The organism is Bacteroidota bacterium (genome assembly GCA_016706255.1).
Lineage (GTDB): Bacteria > Bacteroidota > Bacteroidia > Chitinophagales > BACL12 > UBA7236.
In genome coordinates, this window is record JADJJZ010000001.1 from 85153 (window position 1) to 111182 (window position 26030).

25 protein-coding genes, 1 tRNA gene and 1 pseudogene are annotated in these 26030 nt (G+C 36.7%); 15 read left to right on the forward strand and 12 right to left on the reverse strand.

What is annotated here, in order from left to right:
- Positions 1-3: 3 nt before the first annotated feature.
- Complete coding sequence (locus tag IPI65_00375; protein ID MBK7440017.1) at positions 4-858, reverse strand: UbiA family prenyltransferase; 855 nt, start codon at positions 856-858, stop codon at positions 4-6.
- Positions 859-869: 11 nt separating this feature from the next.
- Positions 870-2525 (reverse strand): DNA polymerase/3'-5' exonuclease PolX, encoded by a 1656-nt coding sequence (locus tag IPI65_00380; GenBank protein ID MBK7440018.1) that lies wholly within the window; start codon positions 2523-2525, stop codon positions 870-872.
- 121 nt (positions 2526-2646) lie between these two features.
- Between IPI65_00380 and IPI65_00385 the strand changes: the two genes are divergently transcribed.
- The 7 genes from IPI65_00385 to IPI65_00415 are packed head-to-tail and all read left to right on the forward strand — an operon-like array spanning position 2647 to position 9330.
- The gene (locus IPI65_00385) at positions 2647-3258 is read left to right on the forward strand and encodes a TetR/AcrR family transcriptional regulator (GenBank protein ID MBK7440019.1); all 612 of its coding nucleotides are present in this window, start codon (positions 2647-2649) and stop codon (positions 3256-3258) included.
- Between the two features lie 4 nt (positions 3259-3262).
- The gene (locus IPI65_00390; GenBank protein MBK7440020.1) at positions 3263-4531 is read left to right on the forward strand and encodes a TolC family protein; all 1269 of its coding nucleotides are present in this window, start codon (positions 3263-3265) and stop codon (positions 4529-4531) included.
- 4 nt (positions 4532-4535) lie between these two features.
- The gene (locus IPI65_00395) at positions 4536-5426 is read left to right on the forward strand and encodes an HlyD family efflux transporter periplasmic adaptor subunit (protein ID MBK7440021.1); all 891 of its coding nucleotides are present in this window, start codon (positions 4536-4538) and stop codon (positions 5424-5426) included.
- 18 nt (positions 5427-5444) lie between these two features.
- Entirely contained in the window at positions 5445-6359 is a 915-nt protein-coding gene (locus tag IPI65_00400; protein MBK7440022.1) for an ABC transporter ATP-binding protein, read from the forward strand.
- 1 nt (position 6360) lies between these two features.
- Positions 6361-7107 carry an ABC transporter ATP-binding protein gene (locus IPI65_00405; GenBank protein MBK7440023.1) on the forward strand — a complete coding sequence of 249 codons (747 nt, stop codon included), beginning with the start codon at positions 6361-6363 and terminating at the stop codon, positions 7105-7107.
- Between the two features lies 1 nt (position 7108).
- The gene (locus tag IPI65_00410) at positions 7109-8215 is read left to right on the forward strand and encodes an ABC transporter permease (GenBank protein MBK7440024.1); all 1107 of its coding nucleotides are present in this window, start codon (positions 7109-7111) and stop codon (positions 8213-8215) included.
- On the forward strand, positions 8212-9330 hold the full coding sequence (locus tag IPI65_00415) for an ABC transporter permease (GenBank protein MBK7440025.1): 1119 nt from the start codon (positions 8212-8214) through the stop codon (positions 9328-9330). The genes IPI65_00410 and IPI65_00415 overlap by 4 nt, the downstream gene beginning before the upstream one ends.
- 50 nt (positions 9331-9380) lie before the next feature.
- On the opposite strand, the gene rpmA is transcribed toward IPI65_00415, so the two are convergent.
- From rpmA to IPI65_00460, 9 genes are all read right to left on the reverse strand, one after another.
- Positions 9381-9647 (reverse strand): 50S ribosomal protein L27, encoded by a 267-nt coding sequence (gene rpmA / locus IPI65_00420; GenBank protein ID MBK7440026.1) that lies wholly within the window; start codon positions 9645-9647, stop codon positions 9381-9383.
- A gap of 11 nt (positions 9648-9658) precedes the next feature.
- On the reverse strand, positions 9659-9967 hold the full coding sequence (gene rplU, locus IPI65_00425; protein ID MBK7440027.1) for a 50S ribosomal protein L21: 309 nt from the start codon (positions 9965-9967) through the stop codon (positions 9659-9661).
- 244 nt (positions 9968-10211) lie between these two features.
- Complete coding sequence (locus IPI65_00430) at positions 10212-11285, reverse strand: ketoacyl-ACP synthase III (protein ID MBK7440028.1); 1074 nt, start codon at positions 11283-11285, stop codon at positions 10212-10214.
- An 85-nt stretch (positions 11286-11370) separates the two neighbouring features.
- Positions 11371-12765, reverse strand: a complete 1395-nt coding sequence (locus IPI65_00435) for an NAD(P)-binding protein (GenBank protein ID MBK7440029.1) — start codon at positions 12763-12765, stop codon at positions 11371-11373.
- Positions 12766-13021: 256 nt separating this feature from the next.
- Positions 13022-13633, reverse strand: coding sequence for a cupin domain-containing protein (locus IPI65_00440; protein MBK7440030.1), 612 nt, complete (start codon positions 13631-13633; stop codon positions 13022-13024).
- Positions 13634-14647: 1014 nt separating this feature from the next.
- Positions 14648-14731: transfer RNA gene (locus tag IPI65_00445), tRNA-Leu, on the reverse strand.
- 126 nt (positions 14732-14857) lie between these two features.
- The gene (gene hscB / locus IPI65_00450) at positions 14858-15379 is read right to left on the reverse strand and encodes a Fe-S protein assembly co-chaperone HscB (protein ID MBK7440031.1); all 522 of its coding nucleotides are present in this window, start codon (positions 15377-15379) and stop codon (positions 14858-14860) included.
- A 38-nt stretch (positions 15380-15417) separates the two neighbouring features.
- Positions 15418-16737, reverse strand: a complete 1320-nt coding sequence (gene rseP, locus IPI65_00455) for an RIP metalloprotease RseP (GenBank protein ID MBK7440032.1) — start codon at positions 16735-16737, stop codon at positions 15418-15420.
- Between the two features lie 59 nt (positions 16738-16796).
- Complete coding sequence (locus IPI65_00460; GenBank protein ID MBK7440033.1) at positions 16797-18296, reverse strand: GH3 auxin-responsive promoter family protein; 1500 nt, start codon at positions 18294-18296, stop codon at positions 16797-16799.
- An 87-nt stretch (positions 18297-18383) separates the two neighbouring features.
- On the opposite strand from IPI65_00460, the gene IPI65_00465 reads away from it, so the two are divergent.
- From IPI65_00465 to IPI65_00480, 4 genes are all read left to right on the forward strand, one after another.
- Positions 18384-18857 carry a hypothetical protein gene (locus IPI65_00465; protein MBK7440034.1) on the forward strand — a complete coding sequence of 158 codons (474 nt, stop codon included), beginning with the start codon at positions 18384-18386 and terminating at the stop codon, positions 18855-18857.
- Positions 18858-18926: 69 nt separating this feature from the next.
- Positions 18927-19415, forward strand: coding sequence for a methylated-DNA--[protein]-cysteine S-methyltransferase (locus IPI65_00470; GenBank protein MBK7440035.1), 489 nt, complete (start codon positions 18927-18929; stop codon positions 19413-19415).
- 85 nt (positions 19416-19500) lie between these two features.
- On the forward strand, positions 19501-19887 hold the full coding sequence (locus tag IPI65_00475; GenBank protein MBK7440036.1) for a T9SS type A sorting domain-containing protein: 387 nt from the start codon (positions 19501-19503) through the stop codon (positions 19885-19887).
- Between the two features lie 82 nt (positions 19888-19969).
- Positions 19970-20527, forward strand: a complete 558-nt coding sequence (locus IPI65_00480; protein ID MBK7440037.1) for a septal ring lytic transglycosylase RlpA family protein — start codon at positions 19970-19972, stop codon at positions 20525-20527.
- On the opposite strand, the gene IPI65_00485 is transcribed toward IPI65_00480, so the two are convergent.
- Positions 20524-20961: a GNAT family N-acetyltransferase gene (locus tag IPI65_00485; GenBank protein ID MBK7440038.1), complete on the reverse strand. Its 438-nt coding sequence runs from the start codon at positions 20959-20961 to the stop codon at positions 20524-20526. The two genes, IPI65_00480 and IPI65_00485, sit on opposite strands and share 4 nt — an antisense overlap.
- Before the next feature lie 168 nt (positions 20962-21129).
- Between IPI65_00485 and IPI65_00490 the strand changes: the two are divergent.
- The 4 genes and pseudogenes from IPI65_00490 to IPI65_00505 all read left to right on the forward strand — a co-directional run bounded on the left by IPI65_00490 (position 21130) and on the right by IPI65_00505 (position 25256).
- A pseudogene (locus IPI65_00490) lies at positions 21130-21709 on the forward strand (YdeI/OmpD-associated family protein).
- 237 nt (positions 21710-21946) lie between these two features.
- Positions 21947-22423 (forward strand): transcriptional repressor, encoded by a 477-nt coding sequence (locus tag IPI65_00495; GenBank protein ID MBK7440039.1) that lies wholly within the window; start codon positions 21947-21949, stop codon positions 22421-22423.
- A 33-nt stretch (positions 22424-22456) separates the two neighbouring features.
- Positions 22457-24664: a catalase/peroxidase HPI gene (gene katG / locus IPI65_00500; GenBank protein ID MBK7440040.1), complete on the forward strand. Its 2208-nt coding sequence runs from the start codon at positions 22457-22459 to the stop codon at positions 24662-24664.
- 118 nt (positions 24665-24782) lie between these two features.
- Positions 24783-25256, forward strand: coding sequence for a hypothetical protein (locus tag IPI65_00505; GenBank protein MBK7440041.1), 474 nt, complete (start codon positions 24783-24785; stop codon positions 25254-25256).
- The last annotated feature ends 774 nt before the right edge of the window (positions 25257-26030 follow it).

Genomic DNA, 26030 nt, shown 5'->3' on the forward strand with positions numbered 1-26030 from the left:
GGTTTAAAAATTTTGTAACAAATCAACTACAACAAAAATTCCAAATACCACGCTCGCAATACCGTTAGCTGTAAAAAATGCTCTGTTTACCTTACTCAGGTCGTTGGGTTTTACAATTAAATGCTGGTATACTAACATGCTCACAAAAATTCCTGCACCTATCCAATATAAATTATCAAACAAAACATAATTGCCGGCATACCAAACTAATAATGCTGTGTTGAGATGTACAATTATAGAAACAATTAAAGCATTACTTTTTCCCAATTTGGCTGGCAGGCTGTATAAATGGTTCGATTTATCAAATTCTTCATCTTGTAAAGCATAAATAATATCAAAACCTGAAACCCATGTGAAAACAATAAATGAAAAAATTAAGGGCAGCGTTTGAAATGTTTCAGTTACCGCCAAATATGCGCCAATGGGAGCCAATGCAAGTCCGATTCCTAAAATAAAATGGCATAACCATGTAAATCGTTTAGTATAAGAATAACCTAGAATTACCAATAATGCGACAGGTGATAAAAAGAAACACAGTTTATTGAGCAATAATGCACAAATCATAAATGCAACAGAACTGCCAATAACAAAATACAATGCATTTTTAGAAGAAATTACACCTTTGGGAATTTCGCGCTGTGCCGTACGTGCATTTTTTTTATCGATATCAGCAGCAATATATCTGTTGAATGGCATTGCTGCACTTCTGGCAAAAACCATACAAGCCACAACCAATAACAAATCGGTCCACTCAAATGCAGCTCCCGGTTGGGTTATGCCTAAGGTAAAACCAATAATGGCAAAGGGCAATGCAAAAACGGTATGACTAAATGTAACTAATGAAAGGTAATTCTTCATGTGGTGTAAAGTTACAAAATGCCTTTTTTCTTTTTTCTGGCAGTTAACCAGTTTTCAACTTCACCAACTTCCATCGCATTCCAGCACATTTTTTTGGTAAGTCCGCCTTTTCGCGCAGAAATGGTTCCCCATCTGATATCTTTTATACCCTCAACACTATGTGCATCCGGATTAATGGAAATCATAACCCCTTTATGCATTGCATAGGGTATATAGGCATAATCAATATCTAAACGATACGGATTGGCATTAATTTCAATCACTACATCATTAGCAGCGCAGGCATCAATTATTTTTTTATGGTCAACGGGATATCCCGGCCTGCTCAGTAATAATCTACCCGTCATGTGGCCTAGAATTGTAGTATATGGATTTTCAATTGCACGCAACAATCGCTGCGTTGCTTTTTCTTCATCCATTTTTAAATTTTGATGGATGCTGGCAATAACAAAATCAAATGTACTCAGCACCGAATCATCATAATCCATACTGCCATCATTTAATATATCACATTCAATACTTTTAAATATTTTAATTCCTGAAGTTTTATTGAGTGCATCAATTTCTTTATGTTGTGCAATAATTTGTTGCTCTGTTAATCCACCTGCATAAACTGCAGTTTTACTGTGGTCGGAAATTACAAAATAAGTGTACCCGCTTTCAAGACAACCTGCCGCCATTTCTGCAATTGTATTTTTGCCATCACTCCATGTGCTGTGATTATGCACTACGCCTTGAATATCACTTAATTCAATTAAACCTTCAACCTCCATTAATCCTGTCGATTCCCTCAATTCGGGCAGTACATATGGCATTCCGGCTGCTGCAAAAATTTCAGCTTCTGAAGAAAAAGTAGTTTTGCCACCTAATTTATTTTGAATTGTTGCAACAAATTCCGGGCTACCGGTTTCAACAAATAACTGATAATAATATTCCTTATCGTCAACAATTTTTATTTCATACTGCACATCCGTTTCTGTTTTGCCCTTAATAAAATCACCTTCAATTATGGCATTACTAAGAAATGAAATAGATTGAATATGTTCATTGATTTTTGCATCTCTGTTTATCAGAATATTTACAGTATCGATTATATTATTTTGGCGACGAATACCTCCACTCAAATTAATTAACGCATCAGGTATTGCAGTTTGTAATTCTGTAACCAATAAACTGGCATAATCTGCAACGGCTGCATATCTGAATTTGCCCTGATTACTTTGGTAATAATTAATAGAATCAATTACACTTTGTTGCGTTTTTTCGCCAAAACCTTTCAACTTCGATAAACGGTTTTCATTACAGGCATACAATAATTCACCAACCGTTTCAATGCCTAATTCTTTCCAGATGACACCCACTTTTTTTCCACCCAAACCTTTAATGCGCAGAATTTCGATGATACCTGGAGGGGTAACCGCCATTAACTCTTCTAAAGCTGAAATTGTGCCTGTGTCACGCAATTCGACAATTTTGGCCGCTACCGATTTGCCTATCCCCTGACGGGAAGCTAAATCAGCCTCTTCCAGACTTAAAACCGGTTCGTGGATGCGACCAATCTGAAAAGCTGCATTCGCATAACTTTTCGTCTTGAAATCATTTTCCCCATGCAGTTCCATCAAACCGCCTATTGTTTTAAAGATGGTAGAAACTTCTTTATTGGACAACATAAGTACAGCCGCAAAAATACAGCCCTGAAGGCATTTTTTGGTCAAAATTTGGAAAATTGAAAATTGTACTGTTACCTTTGCAAAATTGTTTAACAATATTGTTAAACTTTCTAACTAAATGGTAGAAATAGACAAAAACACGGAACAGAAAATCCTTGACGCTGCCCGGGTGGTCTTTACCCGACATGGGTTTGCCGCTGCCAGAATGGATGATATTGCCACCGAAGCCGGTATCAACCGCGCTTTATTGCACTATTATTTTCGTTCCAAACAGAAGTTATTTGATGTAATTTTTGAAGAGAACCTCTCACGCTTCTACCGGAGCTTTATTGAAATATTGTCCTCTGAGTTAGATCTCGAAAGCAAAATTCGTAATCTGATCAGCGCCGAAATCGATATGTTGCTCGAAAATCGGGATTTGCCTTTATTTATTATCAGTGAAGCCAGCCGCAATCCGGAAATGATGGTTGAAAAAATGACACATCTGCCTGTTAAGCAGTTTGTGATGCAATTCAGCCAGATTATTCATGAGGAAATTACAAAGGGCAACATCAAACCAATTAATCCGATACATATCCTCATGCATATCATGTCACTTTGTATTTTTCCATTTGTCGGCAGACCGGTGTTTACAGCAATTACAGGCACCGGTTCCGAGCAGTTTAATCTGTTGATGGAAGATCGAAAAAAAATAATTACCGAATCAGTTATCCAATTGTTTAAAAAATAATAGCATGAAAAAGTTTTTGCTGATAAGTATTTCAATACTGAGCCTCAATTTATCTGCTCAGGCTCAAAATGAAGTTACTTTACAACAATGTTATCAGCTTGCAGAAGCCAATTTCCCTTATCTCGCCCAACAAAATATTGTTCAAAGTATAACGGATGAAGCAATTAATAAAATTAATGCCATCTGGCAACCACAGGTTTATTTAAATGCACAGGCCACTTATCAAAGTGAAGTAACCTCCATTGGTTTAAACATTCCCGGAATAGAAATAAACGAATTGAGTAAAGACCAGTATAAGGCTACATTAGATGTTAATCAGGTATTATATGATGGTGGCATTTCTAAACAACAACGCAGCATACAAATGTCAGGCGCTGCAGTTGAAACGCAAAAAATTACTGTTGACATCTATAAAGTTCGTGAACGCGTAAATCAATTATTTCTCATTTTATTACAAACCGATAAACAACAGGAATTAGTTAATAATTTAAAACTTGAATTAAATAATCAGGAAGAAAAAATAAAAGCCGGGAAATTATTTGGTACTGCCACTCAATTTCAGGCAGACATTTTAGCCGCAGAAATAATTAAAGCCGATCAGCGCACCATCGAAATTAATGCAGCTCGTGAAACTGCATTAAATATGCTAAACCTGCTTACTGGAAGCAATTTTAATACTAATACAAAATTTATTACACCGGAAGTAAATATAAATACTAGTGATACATTAAATCTGCGCCCTGAAATAAAACTATTTGATTTACAGGAAGCCCTTGCACTATCACAAATGTCGTTTGCAGAAGCCGCTACTTTACCTAAGCTCAGCTTATTTGTACAAGGTGGTTATGGCAGACCGGGGTTAAATTTTCTGGATGATACTTTTCAGTTTTATTATATCGGTGGTGTAAAATTCAGCTACCCAATATGGACCGGAAATACTAAATCAAACGACGCTGCAATTTATCAATTGAATGCACAAAATGTAATGGCAAACAAAACATCATTTTTAATAAACAATAATATTCAAAGTGCGCAACAATTAGGCGAGATAAAAAAATATGCGCAGTTGATAGAAAAAGATAATGCCATAATTGCATTAAAAGCCAACATAAAAAACGGTGCACAAGCCCAACTTGATAATGGCACACTCGCAGCCGATGATTTTGTGAAATATCTGACCGATGAAAATGAAGCAAAAATAAATTTAGCGATACATCAGGTGCAGTTACTTGCAGCACAAATTAATTATCTGACCTTATTAGGAAAATTATAATACTATGAAAAAAATCTGGTTTATTATCAGCGCTGTCGTTGTATTCGGCAGTTGTTCAAATGAAGAAAACACCTTTGATGCTACCGGCACTTTTGAAGCAAAAGAAATTATTGTTTCGACAGGTGTTGCAGGAAAAATAATTGCCTTAAATACCGATGAAGGTGAACAATTGGATGCCAATAAAATTGTTGGTATGATTGACACCACACAATTGTATTTAAAAAAACAACAACTGCAGGCACAAATAAAAGCCGTATTAAGCAAACAACCTGACATTAACACACAAATTGCTTCGTTGCAGGAACAAATTAAAACCGCAAACAGCGAAAAAATTCGTATCGATAACCTATTAAACGCAGGTGTTGCAACTCAAAAACAGGCTGATGATATCAGAAGTCAGATTGCCGTTTTACAAAAACAATTAGATGCTCAACAATCTGCATTACAAATTACTTCTCAATCTATTTACCAGGAAGTTGCACCGTTAACCATACAAATTGCACAAATCGACGACCAGTTATTGCAGTCGGCAATTGTAAATCCTGTAAAAGGTACTGTGCTCACACTGTATGCTGAACAGGGTGAATATACTGCACCGGGTAAAGCAATATATAAAGTTGCCGATTTAAGTGAGATGACACTGCGCGCTTATATTTCGGGAACACAACTTTCGAATGTTAAACTTGGACAAAAAGTTAAAGTGAAAATCGATAATGGTGAAAAAACTTATACTGAAATGGAAGGTACAATTTATTGGATTTCCGACAAAGCAGAATTTACACCAAAAACAATTCAGACAAAAGAAGAAAGAGCCAATTTAGTATATGCTATTAAAATACGTGTGCCTAACGATGGCAGTATTAAAATTGGCATGTATGGAGAAATTGTATTTTAATTTTTGAGCAACAAAGTAATGAACGCAATTCAAATAGAACATATCAGTAAAACTTTTAATAAAGGCTCCATAAAAGCCCTTACGGATATTTCTTTTGATATAAAAAAGGGTGAATTATTCGGTTTGATTGGCCCGGATGGCGCAGGCAAAACTACTTTATTCAGAATATTAACAACCTTATGGCTGGCTGATTCAGGTAACGCAAGTATAGAAGGAATGGATGTGGTAAAAGATTATTTATCCATCAGAAAACAAATCGGTTACATGCCCGGGAAATTTTCTTTATACCAGGATTTAACGGTAGAAGAAAACCTCCAGTTTTTTGCCACACTATTTCATACTACTATTGAAGAGAATTATCATTTAATAAAAGATATTTATATTCAGCTGGAACCGTTTAAACAACGTAAAGCAGGCAAGTTATCCGGTGGAATGAAACAGAAACTAGCTTTGTGTTGTGCCCTCATTCACAAACCCAGTGTGTTATTTCTCCATGAACCAACAACAGGTGTTGACCCTGTTTCCAGAAAAGAATTTTGGGAGATGCTAAAACGTTTACAAAGCGATATTACCATTCTTGTTTCAACACCTTATATGGATGAAGCCAATTTATGCGACCGAATTGCATTAATTCAAAACGGTAACATCATGCAAATTGATACACCGGAACAAATTATAGCATCCTATTCAAAAAAATTATTTGCAGTGAAGGCAGAAAACATGCATCGTTTAATTCAAGATGTTCGTGGTATTCCTGCTGTTTTCAGTTGTTTTGGCTTTGGTGATTATTTACACGTAACCCTAAATGATAATCAATTGGATATCCCCTACTTAACCGATGCCATTACAAAACTGAACCATCAACAGGTAGAAGTAAAAATAATTCAGCCCGAAATTGAAGATTGTTTTATGGCATTAATGGAACATAATTAATATGCAAACCGAAAAAGTAATTATCACAGAAAAACTAACGAAAAAATTCGGCGATTTCACTGCTGTCGACAATATTTCGTTTCACGTGAATAAGGGCGAGATATTTGGTTTTCTTGGTGCAAACGGAGCAGGTAAAACAACGGCCATGAAGATGCTGATCGGTATTTGGGAACCTACTTCCGGAAAAGCAGAAGTTGCAGGATACGATTTATATACCAACATGGAAAAAGTAAAACAAAACATCGGGTATATGAGTCAGCGGTTTTCTTTATATGAAGATATTCCCGTGATAGAGAATATTCGTTTTTTTGGTGGCATTTACGGATTAAGTAACAAACAAATTAAAATAAAAGCGGCAGAACTATTGAATAAACTCGACATGGCGCATGAATCCAAAACATTGGTTAAGGCATTACCATTAGGGTGGAAACAAAAATTAGCATTTTCAATCGCAATTATACATCAACCAAAAATTGTTTTTTTAGATGAGCCAACCGGGGGAGTTGATCCTGTAACCAGAAGAAAGTTTTGGGAATTAATTTACGACGCCGCCAATCAGGGAGTTACCGTATTTGTAACAACACATTATATGGATGAGGCTGAATATTGCGACCGCATCAGTATCATGGTTGATGGAAGAATTGAAGCATTAGATACACCTGCTGCATTAAAAAAACAATTTAATGCGGCATCCATAGATGAAATTTTCACGCAACTCGCAAGAGGTGCAAAAAGAACAGCAGATTAATATGTATCAGTTTCTCGTTTTTGTAAGAAAGGAATTTTATCATATTTTCCGCGATAGAAAATCGCTGTTGATTATTTTTGCGTTGCCCATCGCTCAAATGCTGATTTTTGGTTTTGCTTTAACCAATGAAATAAAAAATACAGAAATCGCTATAATGGATGGTGCAAACGATGAAGCATCTCATAACCTAATTGAGGAATTAAATGCCAGTCGTTATTTTGAAATAGTTGCCACTCCAAATACAATTGATGAAATTGATAAAGCCTTTAAAGCTGATGAAATAAAACTGGCCATTATTATACCGCCTCAGTTTAAAGAAAATTTGCTGCACAACAACAGTGCATCTATTCAATTACTTGCCGATGCCACAGACCCAAATACTGCCACAACTTTAGAAGTTTACGCAGGTTCCGTTATTCGCGATTATCAGAATAATGCAAATGGTGCGTTTAAATTACCATATACTATTACCAACGAAATCAGAATGTTATACAATCCTCAATTAAAGGGTGCGTATTTATTTGTTCCCGGCGTTATGGGAATGATTTTATTGTTGATTTCGGCAATGATGACCTCCATTTCAATTGTTAGAGAAAAGGAATTAAATACCATGGAAATATTATTGGCATCTCCGCTCAAACCAATGGTTTTGATTTTAAGTAAGGCTGTTCCATACATGGTAATTTCTTTAATTAATGTATCAACCATCTTAATTATCAGTGTCACTTTGTTAGACCTCCCGATAAACGGCAGTATATTTTTAGTATTGGGTGTTTGTTTTTTATTTATTACTACAGCCTTATCACTGGGATTAATGATAAGCAACATTACCGACTCACAACAAACTGCAATGTTTATTTCTTTAATGGGTTTGATGTTGCCAACGTTAATATTAAGCGGCTTTATGTTTCCAATTGAAAACATGCCGGTACCCATGCAAGTGCTTTCAAATATTGTTCCTACAAAATGGTTTTTTATTATCATTAAAGATGTAATGATTAAAGGATTAGGATTTAATAGTGTTTGGAAAGAAATATTAATCTTATTTGGAATGACGGTTTTCTTTTTAACCATAAGCTGGCGCAAATTTAAAATACGACTCGAATGAAAATGTTATTGGTCATACTGCGGAAAGAGTTTCAGCAAATCAGGCGAAATCCTGCAATTTTGCGTATCATATTTATGATGCCGGCTGTACAATTACTGGTATTGCCACTTGCTGCTGATTATGAAGTTAAAAATGTAAACTTATGTATTGTTGACCAGGACCATTCCTCCTATTCACAATTATTATTAACCAAACTCGCCGCGTCCGAATATTTTATAATTAAAGATGTTGCCGATTCTTATGATGAAGCACTTGGCAGTATTGAAAAAGATGAAGCCGATATCATTCTTACCATCCCTCCTCATTTTGAAAAGGATTTAATTAAGGAAAACGGTTCGGAATTATCATTAGCTGTTAATGCTGTAAATGGTGCAAAAGGAAATATCGGCGCATCTTATGCAGTAAATATTATAAATGAATACAATCAGGAAATACGTGAGCAGTTAATTACCATGCCGAAAGTAAATCCGGTTCCCGTAATTAATGTTACGTATAGTAATTGGTATAATCCTGGAATGAGTTATACTTTATTTATGGTGCCCGGCATTTTGGTAATTCTATTAACCATGGTAGGCAGTTTTTTAAGTGCTTTAAACATTGTTCATGAAAAAGAAGTTGGCACAATTGAACAAATAAATGTTTCTCCAATTAAAAAATACCAGTTCATTTTGGGCAAACTCATACCATTCTGGATTATCGGATTTATTGTATTAACTATTGGCTTAGGTATTGCACGATTTGTTTACGGAATAATTCCGGAAGGCAATATTGGGTTAATTTACTTATTTGCTGCAGTATATCTGTTGGCTTTATTAGGAATAGGATTATTAATAAGCACCATTGCCGAATCACAACAGCAAGCAATGTTTATTTCCTTTTTCTTTATGATGATATTTATTTTGATGGGTGGATTATATACCTCCATTGATAGTATGCCATATTGGGCACAGGTAATTACCTGGTTTAATCCCGTGAAATATTTTATTGAAGTAATGCGTATGATTGTGATGAAGGACAGTTCGTTCAGCGATATCAGTCACAGCCTGCTCATAATCGGAATCATGGCAATTGTATTTAATACTTGGGCCGTATTAAAGTATCGCAAGCGGGTATAAAAAAACCCCGACTAAAAAGCCAGGGTTAAATATTTTAAATCCGGAATTAATTAAGCTTCTGCTTCTGCCGGAATTACATTTACGAATGAACGATCTTTGCGACCTTTTGTGAAAGTAACTACACCTTCAACTAATGCAAAAATTGTATGATCTTTTCCCATACCTACGTTTTTACCGGGATGGAATTCAGTGCCTCTTTGACGGATGATGATATTTCCTGCGATAACAGGTTGACCACCCCAGATTTTAACACCTAAACGTTTGCTGTGACTTTCACGACCGTTTTTGGAACTACCGACGCCTTTCTTATGTGCCATGATGTTTAGATTTAATTGATTTTTTCGATTTTAATTTTGGTAAATGATTGGCGGTGACCGTTTTTAACACGGTAATTTTTGCGGCGTTTCTTTTTGAAGATAATCACCTTATCGCCTTTTACATGTGAAAGAATTGTAGCTGAAACACTTGCAGAAGCTACAGTTGGACTGCCCACCTGAACTTTGTCGTCTTTCGCCTTAAGGAGTACTTCCTTAAACTCAATGCTGTCCCCTTCATTGCCTTCCTGGCGATGAACAAAAATTTCCTGGTTTTCTTCAACCTTGAACTGTTGCCCGGCTATGTTTACTATTGCGTACATGACTTTTTTAAATGAAGTTGCAAAGGTAATGAATGCAACCAAATTAAACAATACTATAATGAAAAATTAATTTTATAAACGTAACTCGTTGATAATCAGTCCAAAAAACTTAAAAAATTGACCAAAATCGTATTTCGCGTTAACACAGTGCCAACATTCGGTCCAACTTCTTCAGCAGACTGTAAAAGTATGGCTTTCCGGGTGAAAATGGAAAGAATTCCTGTTAAAAAATTGTATTCCCGGTTTAAATCCGGTAACAAACCGCATTGATATTCATTCCGGCTCCGACTGAGGCAAACAAAACGATATCCCCTGAATTGAGCTGATGTTCCGGCAGCTCGCCTCTTTTCACCATATCAAAAAGTGTTGGAATCGTCGCCACCGAACTGTTTCCGAGTTTATGAATACTCATTGGCATGATATGCTCCGGTATGTTTTTCAGGTCGTATAACTTAAACAACGCCTTTATAATACCCTCATCCATTTTTTCATTTGCCTGATGGATAAACACCTTCTTTACATCCTGAATCCCGATTCCGGCTTTGTCCAGACAATCTTTCATGGCCATAGGAACAAATTTCATTGCATATTCATAAACCTTACGGCCTTTCATTTTGATATAACGCACCCTTGGGTCCGATTCCGGGAAATTTGCTTTTCCCATATGCAAGTAATAAGCTTCGTCGATACAATGTGAAGCCACACTACTGCTCAAAATTCCACTTCCCGCCGCTCCTGTTTCAAGATATTCCAAAACAGTAGCTCCTGCCCCATCCGAAAATATCATGGAGTCACGGTCGTACAGGTCGAGCACACGGCTAAGCGTTTCTGTTCCAATAACTAACGATTTTTTAGCAATACCCGCTTTAAAAAAGGCATCACTTTGTATAACACCTTGCAGCCAGCCAGGACAACCAAATAATATATCGTAGGCTACACATGCCGGATTGTGAATTTGTAAATCATGTTTAATTCGGGAAGCCAATGCGGGTAAAATATCGGTTTGGATGGTATGTTTGGTAACATTCCCGAAATTATGTGCAACTATAATCTGATCGAGGGTTTCAGGATCTATTCCACTTGCTTCAATTGCAATTTTCGCAGCAATGGTGCCCATATTGGAAGCATTCATATCCGTTTCCGCATACCTGCGTTCTTCAATACCCGTAATCTGTCTGAATTTATCCGTAACTTCCTGAGGTGGTGTCGTTATTTTACTATTATCCTCATCATAGAAATCATATATCGCAAAATCGCGGTTTGTTTTTATGATGGGCGGAATATAAGCTCCGGTTCCGGTGATAATTGTCCTTAGCATTTCAAAGATTATATACAAAAGTAAACAGAAATTGTTGTAGCATCGTTTGATAAAACCCTAGAATTAAAATTTTTCAGTTACAGGTTTAATCTAACCAGGGTTCGGTTGCCAATTGATTTGTTTTGGTGAGAAATAGATCCCGTTTATTTTCAAGAATCGCCGCTGCAGCAAGTAACCCTGCATGCATTGAACGGTCTAGTCCCGTTCGGGTGATATAATAAAGCTTAGGATTCAAATTTACATTATTATATGCTGAGCGCAATTCTTCATTAACCAGATAATCTTTAGGACTTAAACCGGCTTCGCCAAAAGGAATTCGAAGCACTTTTGAATTTATTATTTTATCCGCATCAATTAAATTAGCTTTTTTACAAAATGAAATTGCTGTTTCAAGATACCAATTATCAGATTGCGTAAAATCAACATTATTTTGGTGTAAAAACAATTCAATACCAATACAACATTTACCACTACCAACCATATTTGCATGATATGCATTGTAATTTGTAATTCTTGTAATGGGAGTATTCGGTGTTGCGATACGTAAAAACGTATGTTCAAATAAACAATCTCCTGACATTACCAGATAAACAATAATAGCAGAGCGCATTTTAGGGGTTACCTTGTTACTATTAGTTTTACCGGTTATCCAGTCATTTATTTTGGTTAGAGGGGCCGAAACAATAACATTATCAGCAAAAATATAACTAACACCACCTTCATTTTGAATGGTTACTTTATGCAGATTGTTGTCATCAATATCAATGCCTGTAACTTTTGCATTAAATAAAATTGGAACACCTTGTTGTTTAAGATAAGCCGTAATGTTTTCAGCAATTTTACCTGTGCTCTGGATAGGATGTTGCCATAACGGTTGTTTGCTTTTTATTTGTTTAGAGTGTGAAACAAATCGTTTTAATCCACTTATCAAATTTTTATCGGGCTGTAAACTTTCTAATTTAGAAAACGGAACATCCTTCCATAACAATCCTGTTACTTTTTCTTCATATACCTGGGCAAATATTTTAGAAAATAATTCACCTCTTAACTGATGCATTTGTTTTTCGAAATTAGCAGGTTTAACTCTGGTGGCTTTCAATTTGTTTTTTACCAGGTCTAATAACCCTTGAACCAGGAGAAAAAAAGGCATTCCTCTACGAACTCCTCTATATTTTGATGACTGTTCAAATATCCTGTTATTGTATACAATACCAATCCGTTGCACATAATTGGTCATTTCACAACCCAGATCATTTTCCAGAAAGTCAATTAATTCAGGAATTCTACTGTAAAATTGTTTATTACCGACATCAACTTTAACATCATCTAAACAAATGCTTTTAGCCTGCCCGCCGGTAACATCTTGTTGTTCAATAATTACCGGAACAATACCGCTTTTCACTAATTTAAATGCCGCACACAATCCGCCAGGGCCAGCGCCTATGATTAATACTTTATTATGTGTTTCAAATTTGTCCACGGGATTGTTTGAACAAATTTAATAAATTAAAATATTTAACAATATGGATAATGGCTGGAATGTGCAGTGCGCAATATTTTGTTCAATTCTCAAACAATATGCGAATAATTATCCGTCACTACATCGTGTTCAACTGAAAATTGGTAAAATAGTAGATATTTGACCCATGTCAAATCAATCAAGTTTGTTCTATAAGTAAACCAATTATTTTACTCGTTGAGTTCAGTCGCAAATTAAGTCAGTCATTTTAACTGTGTTATTTTAAATTGAATTTTGTAGCAATTTCATTGCGTTGATCAAATGCACCATCAGGAAAAATAAGGCCGAATTTTTCATTCAACAAATTAATTTCCCTATTTTTTTCTTCTGAGCCATCTACATAACCATTTTCGACAGTAAGTTCATGGAAAATTCTTTCCAGATATTCCTCAAATGGCTGATTAAAATACATGTCCATAAATCGCAGTGGCTTATCTGAAGCATTCCAAAAGGTATGTTTAATCATTCTTGGACGTAAATGCCAACCTCCTGCTTCAACCTGGACAATATCATCCCCAATTAGAATGCTAGCTGTTCCTTCTAAAACATACATTAACTCATCCAATTCTTTATGGTAATGTGGTGGAGGCCCCATCAATTTAGGCGCACAGGCACATTCAATATTGGAATATACGCCGTTAGTCATTGCCGACCTTATCCAAACCCGAACGGTCATCCCATTATCATGTGCCAAAGGAGCTAATGGTGGTAATAATACAGGGCTTAATTTATCCCCATCCGCAGCTGGTGATGCAGTAAACGCAGTCTGCCCAACAATACCAAATGCTGATAATATACCTGATTTCATTAAAAAGTCGCGACGTTCCATTTTAAAAATTTGTTTAAAGGTAACCTAATTATGGTATTGTGAGTTACAATCATAAAATAGGTAAATTACGGGCTTTTCAAATTTAAAGCGTTTGATCATATTATGTAAGCGGATAATTGAATAATAATTATTCAATAAATTTTGATCGATGAAAAATTTCTAATAAAATAAATAGCGATTTATGCATTAGTAGTAAAGACATATTTATCAGCCATTAGGAAGTATTCAATTTGCACTTGCAAAACAAAATGATTGCTTGAAATTCATCAAATCATTTAATCTATCAATCATGTTCTCCCGATAGCTATCGGGATTATTCAATAAAAAAATCTGTAATTCAATCGAAATAATCCTGTAATAAAATACATGCCGTCAGGCAGGCCAACACATTCAATCAATCAATTTTGCTCTCCCGATACCTATCTGGATTGTTCAATTTTGTTCAATCTTATCCAATCTTGTTCAATAAAAAAATCACTGTACCGAAAGTGGGACTCGAACCTGCCTTAATTCTGTTAAAATTGGAAATCAATATTTTTTGAACGAATGATTAAAATTGAACAACTATATTATCAATCCGGCAGGCAGGCCCACACAATCAATCATCATTGTCAACTACGGATTGTTCAATTTTGTTCAATCTTATCAATCTTGTTCAAAAAAATCACTCCGAAAGTGCGACTCGAACCTGCCTTAATTCTGTTAAAATTGGAAATCAATATTTTTTGAACGCATGATTAAAATTGAACAACTATACTATCAATCCGGCAGGCAGGCCCACACGCAGCAATTTATCAATTTTGTTCAATAATCAAATCTTGTTCAATCAAAAAATCAAGGTACCGAAAGCGGGACTCGAACCTGCCTTAATTCTGTTAAAATTGGAAATCAATATTTTTTGAACGAATGATTAAAATTGAACAACTATATTATCAATCCGGCAGGCAGGCCCACACAATCAATCAATAAATTTTGTTCAATCTTATCCAATTTTGTTCAATAAAAAAATCACTGTACCGAAAGTGGGACTCGAACCCACACGCTTTTTGAGGGCACCGGATTTTGAGTCCGGCGTGTCTACCATTCCACCATTTCGGCATGTGTACTCATTATTTTCAAATGAGGTGGAGCTGATTAATCATCAATCAGGGCTGCAAAGTTAATCGAATAGCGCTTATTTTCAAATAAAAAACTGTTTTCCGGGACACCATATGCTGTGAGGCCTTATATATCAACGATTCCGGCCAATTGCGATTTAATGCGCAGTAGGTATTTCCGCTTAAAGTAAAAGGTCTTTATTTCCCGGAATATTTGTGCATCAGCTGTTTCCGAAAATGCCGTCAATACAGGTTTAATTTCATCTAATAGGTTATGCTCCAATGTGGCAACTTCGTTTTCAATTTTTTGTGTTGCTGCTGCATCTCCATCCATCTGAACCTCCATCAAATGTTCGTTGAGGTCCATCATTTCCATCAGAAAATCCTGAGGCAAAACAAATTTTTCTTCTTCCTGCAAATAACCGGATTCCATCAAAATGTATTTCATCCGTTTATCAAAATCGAGCAGGGTTTGATACGCCTTATTTACTTCTGTTGAAGTAGCTAAAATTTCCGCTTGTTTTTCCGGGCTTTCATTGGTATAAAAGTCAGGATGATATTTCTTGCTTAAAACGAAATATTGCTTTTTTATGAATTGCTCATCAGGAAAAAATTGAACAGGAATCTGATACAAATCGAAATATTGCATGCTACAATTTTTAATGAGCCGATAAATTAAAAAACACCTTAATTGAACATCTTCATAATATCGTTACCAACAGCAAATACCATGAGCGATAATAATAAAATCATACCAACTAATTGCGCCCTTTCCATAAATTTATCGGAGAGTTTTTTACCGGTAATACTTTCAATTATAATGAACATAATATGGCCGCCATCTAATGCCGGTATCGGTAATAAATTCATAAATGCCAACACCATACTTAACAGTGCCGTCAAAACCCAAAACGAAGCCCAGTCCCATGTTGGCGCAAATAATTTTGTAATACCAATCGGACTTGAAATACTTTCTTTTGCAGGAATATCGCCTGAAAAAATGCGTGCCAGACTAACTGCCTGAAAATAAAATACTTCAAATGCATCACGTGTTCCATAAGCAATTGATTTGCCTAATGAATAGTGCACTGAATCATACGCATAAGGTTTTATATTTTGTTCAATACCAATTTTACCATTATCATTAACAGCAGTGGTTAAATCCACCTTATTACCATCACGAATTACCGTAACAACAGCATTACCATTTTTCTTTGCAGCTAAACCTTCAATAAATTGTGATGGATATTCAATAACGGTGCTATCTACTGCATAAATAATGTCGCCTTTTTTAAACCCGGCTGAAGATGCTAATTTCAGCGTATCACTTAACCCCGCAATGGTAGATGTTCCTTTTAAATCGAATAACATCTTACCCCGCATTTTTGTTTTAAATGCACTATCAGGAACTACAATGGCAACTTCCTTACCTCCGCGATTCACAACTACATCTGAACCAAAATATAAACGTGCAGAAACATAATCATCAATACGTTCGTACGATTTTCCATTAATGGAAACTAATTGATCTCCTGTTTCAAAACCATAATCTTTCCCTGCTTCGGTAGCGTAAATTCCACCTGCATTATTAATCCCTTCAACAGTAGTATAATTTTTAGCGTAGTTGGATAAAATAAAAATGTATAATAGGATACCGAGAATTACATTCATCACGATACCGCCTATCATTACAATAAATTTTTGCCAGTTTGGTTTCGACCTTAACTCCCATGGTTCAGGTGGTTTTTTCATGGCATCTTTATCCATACTTTCATCTATCATACCGGCAATTTTCACATAACCACCCAGCGGTAACCAACCGATGCCATATTCCGTGTCACCACGTTTTATCGACCAGATTTTTTTGCCGTAAGCATCAAAAAATATAAAGAATTTTTCAACGCGAATACCAAACATCCTGGCAGCCATAAAATGACCTAATTCGTGAATAAAAACCAATATTGTAAGCGCGAGAATCAGTTGCGCAATCTGTATTAAAACTTCCATAAGTGCTGCGAAATTCGTGAATTATCTTGTTATTACTTCTAAGCTATGATTAAACTTTGTTAACACACTGTCCATTCTTTTAGTTCATCGGCTATCTGCCTGTCGTTACTCAGCCTGGCTACTTTGTTTTGCCCGCCCAGCTTTCCTTTCGACCGCATATAACTCCTGAATCCTGATGGCTGAACTAACGTTACCACCAGTGGTTTCAGTATTTTACCCGCTATCAGGTCTTTATAATAAATGTTCTTTTCCTGTAAATAGGTGTCCACTTTCACTGCAAATGTTTCCATATCTGCAGGCTGCTTGCCAAATTCAACAAACCATTCGTGATATGGCAAACCACTTTCAGGTGTCACCTGCGGAGCCACAGTAAATTCTACTATTTCCGCATCAACCTCAGCGGCCGCTTTTAATAATGCATATTCTACCTCCTCACCTATCACATGTTCGCCAAATGCTGAAATAAAATGTTTGATTCTTCCTGTAACTACTATTCGGTATGGCGACAGCGAAACAAATTTTACCGTATCACCAATATTATATCCCCATAAACCGGCATTATTATTTATAATGATTGCATAATTTACATCCAGTTGAACATCTTTCAACATGATACGTGTTGCATTTTCATCAAATATTTCTGCTGCCGGAATAAACTCGAAAAATATACCTGCATCCACATTTAATAATAAACCGGGCGCTTGCTGACTATCCTGATAAGCAATAAATCCCTCACTGGCAGGATAGGTTTCAATAGATGGAATTTTTTTCCCGACAATCGCTTCAATTTTTGCGCGATAGGGTTCATAATTTACACCACCGTATACAAATAATGAAAATGAAGGAAATATTTCCTGCACCGTTTTTTTGCCGGTAATTTCTGTGAGTTTTTCAAAATACATCAATACCCATGGTGGAATTCCACTGATTAGTGACATATTTTCATTTAATGTTTCATGCGCTATGGCATCCACCTTTGTTTCCCAATCTTCGATACAATTCGTATCATAAGCCGGCATGCGATTGCGTAACAAATAGCCCGGAACAAAGTGATAAACAATGCCCGACAAACGTCCGGTTTTAATTCCGTTTTTTTCTGTTAATTCGGGTGATCCCTGCAAAAAAATCATTTTACCTGAAATAAAATCAGTATTGCGTGTTTCATGCACATACATCAACAATGCATTTCTTGCAGCATTAATATGACTGGGAACACTTTCTTTTGTGAGCGGAATATATTTTACACCTGAAGTAGTACCTGATGTTTTTGCTAAATACAATGGCTTTCCCTTCCATAAAACATCACTTTCTCCCGCTACCATTTTATCAATGTAAAAACGTAACCCTTCATAATCACGAACCGGAATGTTTTTTTTGAATGCGGCATAGTCATTGATATTACTGAATCCATGATCACGACCAAATTGAGTATGAGCTGCATCACGAACCAAACTAAGCATAATTTTTTCCTGTCGCTCAACCGCATTACGAGCAGCAGCATATACTTGCTTTGCAATGTAATCGGCAAATGGTTTGGCGAGCAGCGACTTCAATCCCATGCCGCAAAGATATAAGCCTCAACCGAAATGCGAACAGCAATTTAAATAAAGCCACCAATAATATCGTTTAACGTGTCATAAATCCGGATGAATAAAATCGTAATCGTTTTGCTTCTTTGTTTACCATTTACAGCTTACTGCCAAAAGTATGTTACTGCAGGTGGCATTCGCATGTCGAAAGAAGGCATTGGCCTGAGTTTACAGCAAAAGGTGTTTGACCATACTACAGTTGAGGGAATAGTATTGTTTAATTTAAACGAAACCTCGGTTGGCGGCTTACTGGAATACCACAATAATTTGTTGTTTACAAAAAGCCTAAATACTTACATCGGTGCCGGTCCGGTATATGGCAAGTATTACAATGCCGACTCGTCATATTGGGGCGCAAATGTGGTTTTTGGGTTAGAATATAAGGTGCTGCTTTTGCCATTTGTTGTTTCTGCAGATTTAAAACCAACCGTAAAACCGGGCCAGGACGATTGGTTCAATATTGGTATGGGCATTACCTTTCGATATGTTTTAATTAAAGAAAAACGCAAATTATTCGACCGCGATAAATAAACGTTGTTGGCTTTAGTTGAAAACATTTTTTTCCGCATCCCAAAATATTGTTCAATTTTGTTCAACAGCATGCCGGAATTACTTACCTCATATTATATATCGCCAATAGGCACCATTGAAATAAAACATAACGATGAATTTATTACTGTGGTGGGATTTGTTGAAAAAACAGCGCCTGAAGTAAATAAACCAAAAGGTGTATTACAGCAATGTATGCATCAATTAGATGAATATTTTAACGGCAAACGGAAAGTATTTGATTTGCCCTTAGCGCCCACCGGAACTGACTTTCAGAAGAAGGTGTGGAAATCGTTACAGGGAATTCCTTATGCTGCAACCGTGAGTTATCTGGATATTGCAAAATTGGTTGGAGATGAAAAATCGACCCGAGCAGTTGGGGCAGCGAATGGAAAAAATCCGATTGGCATTATTATTCCCTGTCACCGCGTTATTGGTTCCGATTCAAGCTTAACCGGATATGCAGGCGGAATGTTTCGAAAAAAATGGCTTTTAGACCATGAAGCGAAATTCGGATTAGGCATTCAAACGCTTTTTTGACATAAAACCAACAATTGAACTTTGTAATAAGTAAAAAATTAATATACATTTGCTTAACGATTCAATTCACAGCCATAACTTAAACATGCTCAAACATTTACTCTTTGCACTCGTAGCCGTTGGTATATCTTTTACCGTGTCGGCTCAAACTGTTGTAACATCAAATGGTAATAAGTCAAAGCAGCCTGTTAACGAGCAGGTTCAGGCAAAATTGGGGTTAGGCCAGAGTTTAACAATCGCACCAAACCCTTTGCAAGCTGCAAATGCGGTTTTAACTGTTACTACTATTGGTGTTGATTATTACAGCTATACTGTTTACAATTCTATGGGGCAAATTGTTGAATTGGAAAACCTGAGTGGCAGACCTGATTCAACCTATATCGACCTCAACGGAGCTGTTCACCCTGGTATGTATGTGATCATTTTCGATACCAATGCCGGTAAGGTCAATCGCAAGTTTAATGTGATCTGACCCAACGTTTCCCTGCTATGTGGAAAACATCCTGGCCCAAAATTTGGGTATATTGGGTGTTTGAACTAATTTTCATCTTAGCATGAGGAGATTTACAGCGCTTTATATTCTATTTACACTGTGTTTCGCTTTCATTTGCAATACTGGTTTTGGCCAGGCCGGCAAGACTGAAACCGGCACTGCCAGCTTCTATCACGACAAATTCGTAGGTAGGAAAACGGCTAACGGCGAAGTATATAGCCAGGAAAAACTGACTGCTGCCCATAAGTCGCTCCCATTGGGCACTTGGGTAAAAGTGACCAATTTAAGCAACGATTCTGTGGTAATTGTCCGCATTAACGACCGGATGCCCCAGTGGAATAAACGCACAATTGACCTAACTGAAAAGGCTGCCGGTCAGTTAAATTTTATCAGCAGCGGACTCGCAAAGGTGAAAGTTGAGGTAATCCCCTCCCCTAATCTTGCAGCCAAAGAAATTTTGTTTCCACATGATTTGCCGATTGAGCCCATCCCTTTAATAGAAATTAGCCCTTTAGCCCTTGCAGATAATTCAAAGTTGGAACTCCTTAATATCACCGATCTTATCGATTGGGAGGTTTATGATATGAATATCAATAAAAAGGGTAAAAAAACGGATTAAATGTGCTTTTCCATTTCCCAATGCGGAATGGTTACTTCTTCAAACATTTCACCCACTCTGCTATAACCTAATTTTTCGTAAAAAGGCACTGCAGTATCTCTTGCATGACAATACATTAAGGTAAATCCTTTTTCTGCAGCCAATGCTTCAGCACCTTTAACTAATTGAGCGCCGTAACCTTTTCCCTGCATATCGGCTGCAACTGCAACCTGTTTCATTTTAATTTTGCCGTTTGCTTCGGGTGCAAGTATTAAACAGGCCAGTAAATTGTCGCCTTCAAAATAACCCAAATGCAAAAAATCACCCTCCGCGGCTAATTGTTCAGCAGTAAATTGTAACCGTAGTGGTTTTCTTAAAACGGCATAACGTAATGCAACCTCCTTGTCGTAATCAACACTTTGGAATTGTATAACACGAATATTGAAGTTTGACATAATTTTAAGGTTTTACTTTTGTAAAGGTAAAGGCTAAGTTTTAAGTGTTCAAATTCATTGTAATTTATAAGTATTTTTAAACGCCATATTTTTTTTATTGCAAGATAATCATGTTGAACTCGACTCAACTTTTTAAGTAAAACTATTACCATTTAATTAAACAAAAACATGCCCGCGATCGATACGGAATTATTTTATGCAGCCAATAAAAGCCAATGGCGTAAATGGTTGGAGAAAAATTATAATAAAAAAGATGGTGTATGGCTGGTGCAATATAAACGCAACTCAGGCGTATCAACCATATCGTGGAGCGATGCTGTAGATGAAGCATTGTGTTTCGGATGGATAGACAGTATTAAACACCCGATTGATGAAGAAAAATTTAAACAGTTTTTCAGTAAACGAAAAGCAAGCAGCACCTGGTCGAAAGTAAATAAAGAAAAAGTGGAACAATTGATTGCATCAGGCAAAATGCATCCTTCCGGTTTAGCCTGTATTGAAATTGCCAAAAAAAACGGGATGTGGTCAATTTTAGACTCAGTTGAAGCATTAGAAATTCCCATTGATTTGGAAAAAGCGTTCCGCAAAATAAAAGGCAGCAAGGCCTTTTTTGAAAGCCAAAGTAAAACGAGTAAAAAAGGAATGCTACAATGGCTTGTTTTAGCAAAAAGACCGGAAACCCGACAACAGCGAATTCAATGAAATTGCTATGTTAGCAGGTGAAGGGAAAAAGCCAAAACAATTTTAAATCTCAAAACAGCATCCTCACAAATTAAATTGTTTACCCTTTAATTTTTTATGCACTTCTAACCAACAACGTAAAGCTGCAATACAGTAGGTGTTTTATCTAAATTACAAGTATTTCCGGTTAAAGAAAGATTGCATCTCTCCCCCAAAAAACATTAACAGCTACACGATTGAACTAAAACAGTTTAATTTTGCTTACCTCTAAACGAGAATTATTCTCATTTAATAATCATTTACTATGACTACAGAACACATCAGGCATCAGTTAAGTGAAAAAGGATTAAAAGTGACCCCACAGCGTATCCTGGTTCTTGAAGCAATTTATCGCTTAAATAACCATCCCACTGCAGAAAACATTATCGCGCACCTCAGAAAAAATCATCCTAACATAGCAACAGCAACGGTTTACAAGGTTTTAGATGCCTTAGCAGAACACGAATTGCTAAAGCGTGTTAAAACCGATAAAGATGCCATGCGGTATGACCCGATTATGGAAACACATCATCATTTATACTGTGTTGAAACGGACAAAATTCAGGATTTTTTCGATGATGATTTAAATCACCTTCTTACTAATTATTTCAAAAAACGTCGTATCCTTGGTTTTGAAATTGATGATATTAAATTACAAATTGTAGGGAAGTTTAAAACGGCAAGAAAAACAAGTATTACTAAATCGCGAAAAGTGGTTTCAAAAAAAAATAAATTCAATTAATCGCAACTTAACATTGATAAATACAAATTAAAAATGGAAGATAACTCAAACAACGGCGGCAAATGCCCTTTTACAGGTGCAATGCAAAAACACAGTGTAGGAACCAGCGGCACAAAAAATCGCGACTGGTGGCCAAATCAGTTAAAATTAAATATCCTGCGTCAAAATGGAAATTTGTCAAATCCTTTAGGCAGCGAATTTAATTATGCGAAAGAATTTAAAAGTCTGGATTTAGAAGCACTAAAAAAAGATTTACATCATTTAATGACCGATTCACAAGATTGGTGGCCGGCAGATTTTGGTCATTATGGACCATTATTTATCCGCATGGCTTGGCATAGTGCAGGAACCTACCGTACAGGTGATGGTCGCGGAGGTGCAGGAAGCGGACAACAACGTTTTGCGCCATTAAATAGCTGGCCTGATAACGTAAACCTCGACAAAGCACGTCGTTTGTTATGGCCGATAAAACAAAAATATGGTCAGAAAATTTCTTGGGCAGATTTAATGGTTTTAACCGGAAACGTTGCGTTGGAATCAATGGGTTTTAAAACGTTTGGATTTGCGGGTGGTCGTCCTGATGTTTGGGAACCGGAAGAAGATGTGTATTGGGGTTCAGAAACAAAATGGCTGGAAGCGGATAAAAGATATTCAGGAGAAAGAGATTTGGATAATCCTTTAGCTGCTGTGCAAATGGGATTAATTTATGTAAATCCGGAAGGTCCTAATGGCAATCCCGACCCACTTGCTGCAGCAAAAGATATTCGTGAAACATTTGCGCGCATGGCAATGAATGATGAAGAAACAGTTGCATTAATTGCAGGCGGACATACATTCGGTAAAACACATGGCGCCGCAGTATCTACACATGTAGGCGCGGAACCTGAAGCTGCAGGCATTGAAGAAATGGGCTTTGGATGGAAAAATAGTTTTGGAACTGGTAAAGCAGGTGATACAATTACCAGTGGTTTAGAAGTAATCTGGACACAAACACCGGCAAAATGGAGTTATTATTTCTTTGATAATTTATTCAAATTTGAATGGGAATTATCTAAAAGTCCGGCAGGTGCACATCAATGGATTGCTAAAAATGCAGATGCTGTTATGCCTGATGCATTTGATGGTAGCAAAAAACATGTACCTACCATGCTAACAACAGATTTAGCTTTGCGTGTTGATCCTGTTTACGAAAAAATTTCACGTCGTTTTCATGAATATCCATTAGAGTTTGCTGATGCTTTTGCTCGTGCATGGTTTAAACTTACGCATCGCGATATGGGACCTCGTTCGAGATATTTGGGTAGTGATGTTCCCGCAGAAGTATTAATATGGCAGGATCCAATTCCGGAATTAAATCATGTATTGGTAGATGCGGATGATATCACTATATTAAAATCTAAAATATTAAATACAGGCTTATCTGTTGCACAATTAGTATCTACTGCATGGGCTTCGGCATCAACTTTCCGTGGTTCTGATAAACGTGGTGGTGCAAACGGTGCGCGCATTCGTCTGGCTCCACAAAAAGATTGGGAAGTAAATAATCCTGCGCAATTAAATCGTGTGTTAACTGCATTAGAAAATATTCAAAAAGAATTTAATGCTGCTCAAACAAACGGTAAAAAAATATCAATGGCAGATTTAATTGTTCTTGCCGGTTGTGCTGCTGTTGAAAAAGCTGCAAGTGATGCCGGAAATCCGATTGAAGTAACATTTACTCCGGGAAGAATGGATGCTTCACAAGAACAAACAGATGTTGAATCATTTGCAGTATTAGAACCTGCAGCCGACGGATTCAGAAATTATTTAAGAAAACGATATGCTATTACGCAATCAGAATTATTAATTGATAAAGCACAATTATTAAAACTAACTGCACCTGAAATGACTGTTTTGTTAGGTGGTATGCGTGTGCTGAATACAAATTTTGATAATTCTTCAAATGGTGTATTTACCAATCGCCCCGGTGTATTAAGCAACGATTATTTTATTAATTTGCTGGATATGAATACTGCTTGGGTACCGACAAATGAAACGAAAGATTTGTTTGACGGACACGACAGAAAAGTTGGCGGTGTAAAATGGAAAGCAACTCAGGTTGACCTTATTTTTGGTTCAAACTCTGAATTGCGTGCACTTGCCGAAGTGTATGCCACCGGCGATGCTCAAGCAAAATTTGTTAACGATTTTGTTGCAGCATGGGTAAAAGTAATGAACAACGACAGATACGATTTAATGTAACTATTGTCGGCATTTATATTACATATTTTGAAAGCAGTCCGTATTGGGCTGCTTTTTTTTAGTAGTATATTAGTGTTGGATGACGTATAATATATTTTTAAAATTTCGTTTTGTAATTATGCAAAAATTGCTCAAACCGCTGATTATAATTATCAGTATTCTTTTAGGTCAATCTTCTACCCAAGCGCAACATCCTGATTATTCGGGCACATGGATTTTAAATTTGGAAAAAAGTAAACTGGAAGATGTTTCAGATGGGTTTACCGGTAGTATATTTATTATCGAACAGCGTGAGGATGTTGTTAAGCTTACGCGGTATCATTTATTTGGTGAAAAACAGAATAAGATAAAATTCAAGATGAAACCTGATGGTGAAGCAAGAAGAGTAAAATTATTTTTCACAGGTAAGTTGGAGTGGCAGGGAACAAACCTGATTTCTTCTTTATGGAGAGAAAATTTTTCGAATATCGTTACCTACCATTTCGGAGCTGACACGAATGAATTTATTGCAGACGAAATATTCAAAGGCGCGCCGCGCGACCATCATAATATTTGGGTGTTTGACAGGATGATTGGTGCGCAGGTGCATTAATTGTGTTGCTCGCGATGTGTTTATTTGTATGATTTATTTTTTGGTTGTTTTTTTTTCGCGCTAAGACGCAAAGGGCAAAGGTCGCTATGGGTGTATGTGTCTGTAAAATGTTTTAAGCGCGCAAAGGGTGGGTGTTTTTTTGAAGGATGTATTTTTTGGTGGATTTTTTTTCGCGCTAAGACGCAAAGGGCAAAGGTCGCTAAGGGTGCATGTGTCTGTTTAATGTTTTAAGCGCGCAAAGGGTGGGTGTTTTTTTTGAAGGAGGTATTTGTTGGATGTTTTTTTCGCGCTAAGACGCAAAGGGCAAAGGGCGCAAAGGTGGACGTGTCTGTATAATGTTTTTAAGCGCGCAAAGGGTGGTTGTGAATTTTTGTTTTTTTTAAATTGATTTTATTACGGGTGAAAATAATTTGAATAAACTAAATTTTAAACCAAAAATTAATATAACAATAACCACCCCACAACGCACTAAATCCCAACCAACCACAAAATTAATCAGCGTCCCGCTAGCGGGTATCATCCAAATACATCCTAAAAAAATCAGCTTCAATCTAAACAAATCAGCGCTGTCGGCGCGTTCCTTATCAAAAAAAAAAACGACAAAAACCCGGAAACCCGGCCCAACCGGGGCCCCCCGGGGGGGGGGGGGCCCCCCCCCCCCCCCCCCCAAACAACCAAGGACCCCCCCCCCCCCCAAAAAAAAATCAGCGACCCGCTTGTCGGGTTCAGCGTTCCTTTTTCAAACACCATCCACAAAAAATCCGTCCAATATCC

Excerpts from the sequence above, each read along its gene's own strand:
- IPI65_00375 (MBK7440017.1), bottom strand. The coding sequence starts at position 858 with ATGAAGAATTACCTTTCATTAGTTACATTTAGTCATACCGTTTTTGCA.
- IPI65_00385 (MBK7440019.1), top strand. The coding sequence starts at position 2,647 with ATGGTAGAAATAGACAAAAACACGGAACAGAAAATCCTTGACGCTGCC.
- IPI65_00390 (MBK7440020.1), top strand. The coding sequence starts at position 3,263 with ATGAAAAAGTTTTTGCTGATAAGTATTTCAATACTGAGCCTCAATTTA.
- IPI65_00395 (MBK7440021.1), top strand. The coding sequence starts at position 4,536 with ATGAAAAAAATCTGGTTTATTATCAGCGCTGTCGTTGTATTCGGCAGT.
- IPI65_00400 (MBK7440022.1), top strand. The coding sequence starts at position 5,445 with ATGAACGCAATTCAAATAGAACATATCAGTAAAACTTTTAATAAAGGC.
- IPI65_00405 (MBK7440023.1), top strand. The coding sequence starts at position 6,361 with ATGCAAACCGAAAAAGTAATTATCACAGAAAAACTAACGAAAAAATTC.
- IPI65_00410 (MBK7440024.1), top strand. The coding sequence starts at position 7,109 with ATGTATCAGTTTCTCGTTTTTGTAAGAAAGGAATTTTATCATATTTTC.
- IPI65_00415 (MBK7440025.1), top strand. The coding sequence starts at position 8,212 with ATGAAAATGTTATTGGTCATACTGCGGAAAGAGTTTCAGCAAATCAGG.
- rpmA (MBK7440026.1), bottom strand. The coding sequence starts at position 9,647 with ATGGCACATAAGAAAGGCGTCGGTAGTTCCAAAAACGGTCGTGAAAGT.
- rplU (MBK7440027.1), bottom strand. The coding sequence starts at position 9,967 with ATGTACGCAATAGTAAACATAGCCGGGCAACAGTTCAAGGTTGAAGAA.
- IPI65_00430 (MBK7440028.1), bottom strand. The coding sequence starts at position 11,285 with ATGCTAAGGACAATTATCACCGGAACCGGAGCTTATATTCCGCCCATC.
- IPI65_00440 (MBK7440030.1), bottom strand. The coding sequence starts at position 13,633 with ATGGAACGTCGCGACTTTTTAATGAAATCAGGTATATTATCAGCATTT.
- hscB (MBK7440031.1), bottom strand. The coding sequence starts at position 15,379 with ATGCAATATTTCGATTTGTATCAGATTCCTGTTCAATTTTTTCCTGAT.
- rseP (MBK7440032.1), bottom strand. The coding sequence starts at position 16,737 with ATGGAAGTTTTAATACAGATTGCGCAACTGATTCTCGCGCTTACAATA.
- IPI65_00460 (MBK7440033.1), bottom strand. The coding sequence starts at position 18,296 with ATGGGATTGAAGTCGCTGCTCGCCAAACCATTTGCCGATTACATTGCA.
- IPI65_00465 (MBK7440034.1), top strand. The coding sequence starts at position 18,384 with ATGAATAAAATCGTAATCGTTTTGCTTCTTTGTTTACCATTTACAGCT.
- IPI65_00470 (MBK7440035.1), top strand. The coding sequence starts at position 18,927 with ATGCCGGAATTACTTACCTCATATTATATATCGCCAATAGGCACCATT.
- IPI65_00475 (MBK7440036.1), top strand. The coding sequence starts at position 19,501 with ATGCTCAAACATTTACTCTTTGCACTCGTAGCCGTTGGTATATCTTTT.
- IPI65_00480 (MBK7440037.1), top strand. The coding sequence starts at position 19,970 with ATGAGGAGATTTACAGCGCTTTATATTCTATTTACACTGTGTTTCGCT.
- IPI65_00485 (MBK7440038.1), bottom strand. The coding sequence starts at position 20,961 with ATGTCAAACTTCAATATTCGTGTTATACAATTCCAAAGTGTTGATTAC.
- IPI65_00495 (MBK7440039.1), top strand. The coding sequence starts at position 21,947 with ATGACTACAGAACACATCAGGCATCAGTTAAGTGAAAAAGGATTAAAA.
- katG (MBK7440040.1), top strand. The coding sequence starts at position 22,457 with ATGGAAGATAACTCAAACAACGGCGGCAAATGCCCTTTTACAGGTGCA.
- IPI65_00505 (MBK7440041.1), top strand. The coding sequence starts at position 24,783 with ATGCAAAAATTGCTCAAACCGCTGATTATAATTATCAGTATTCTTTTA.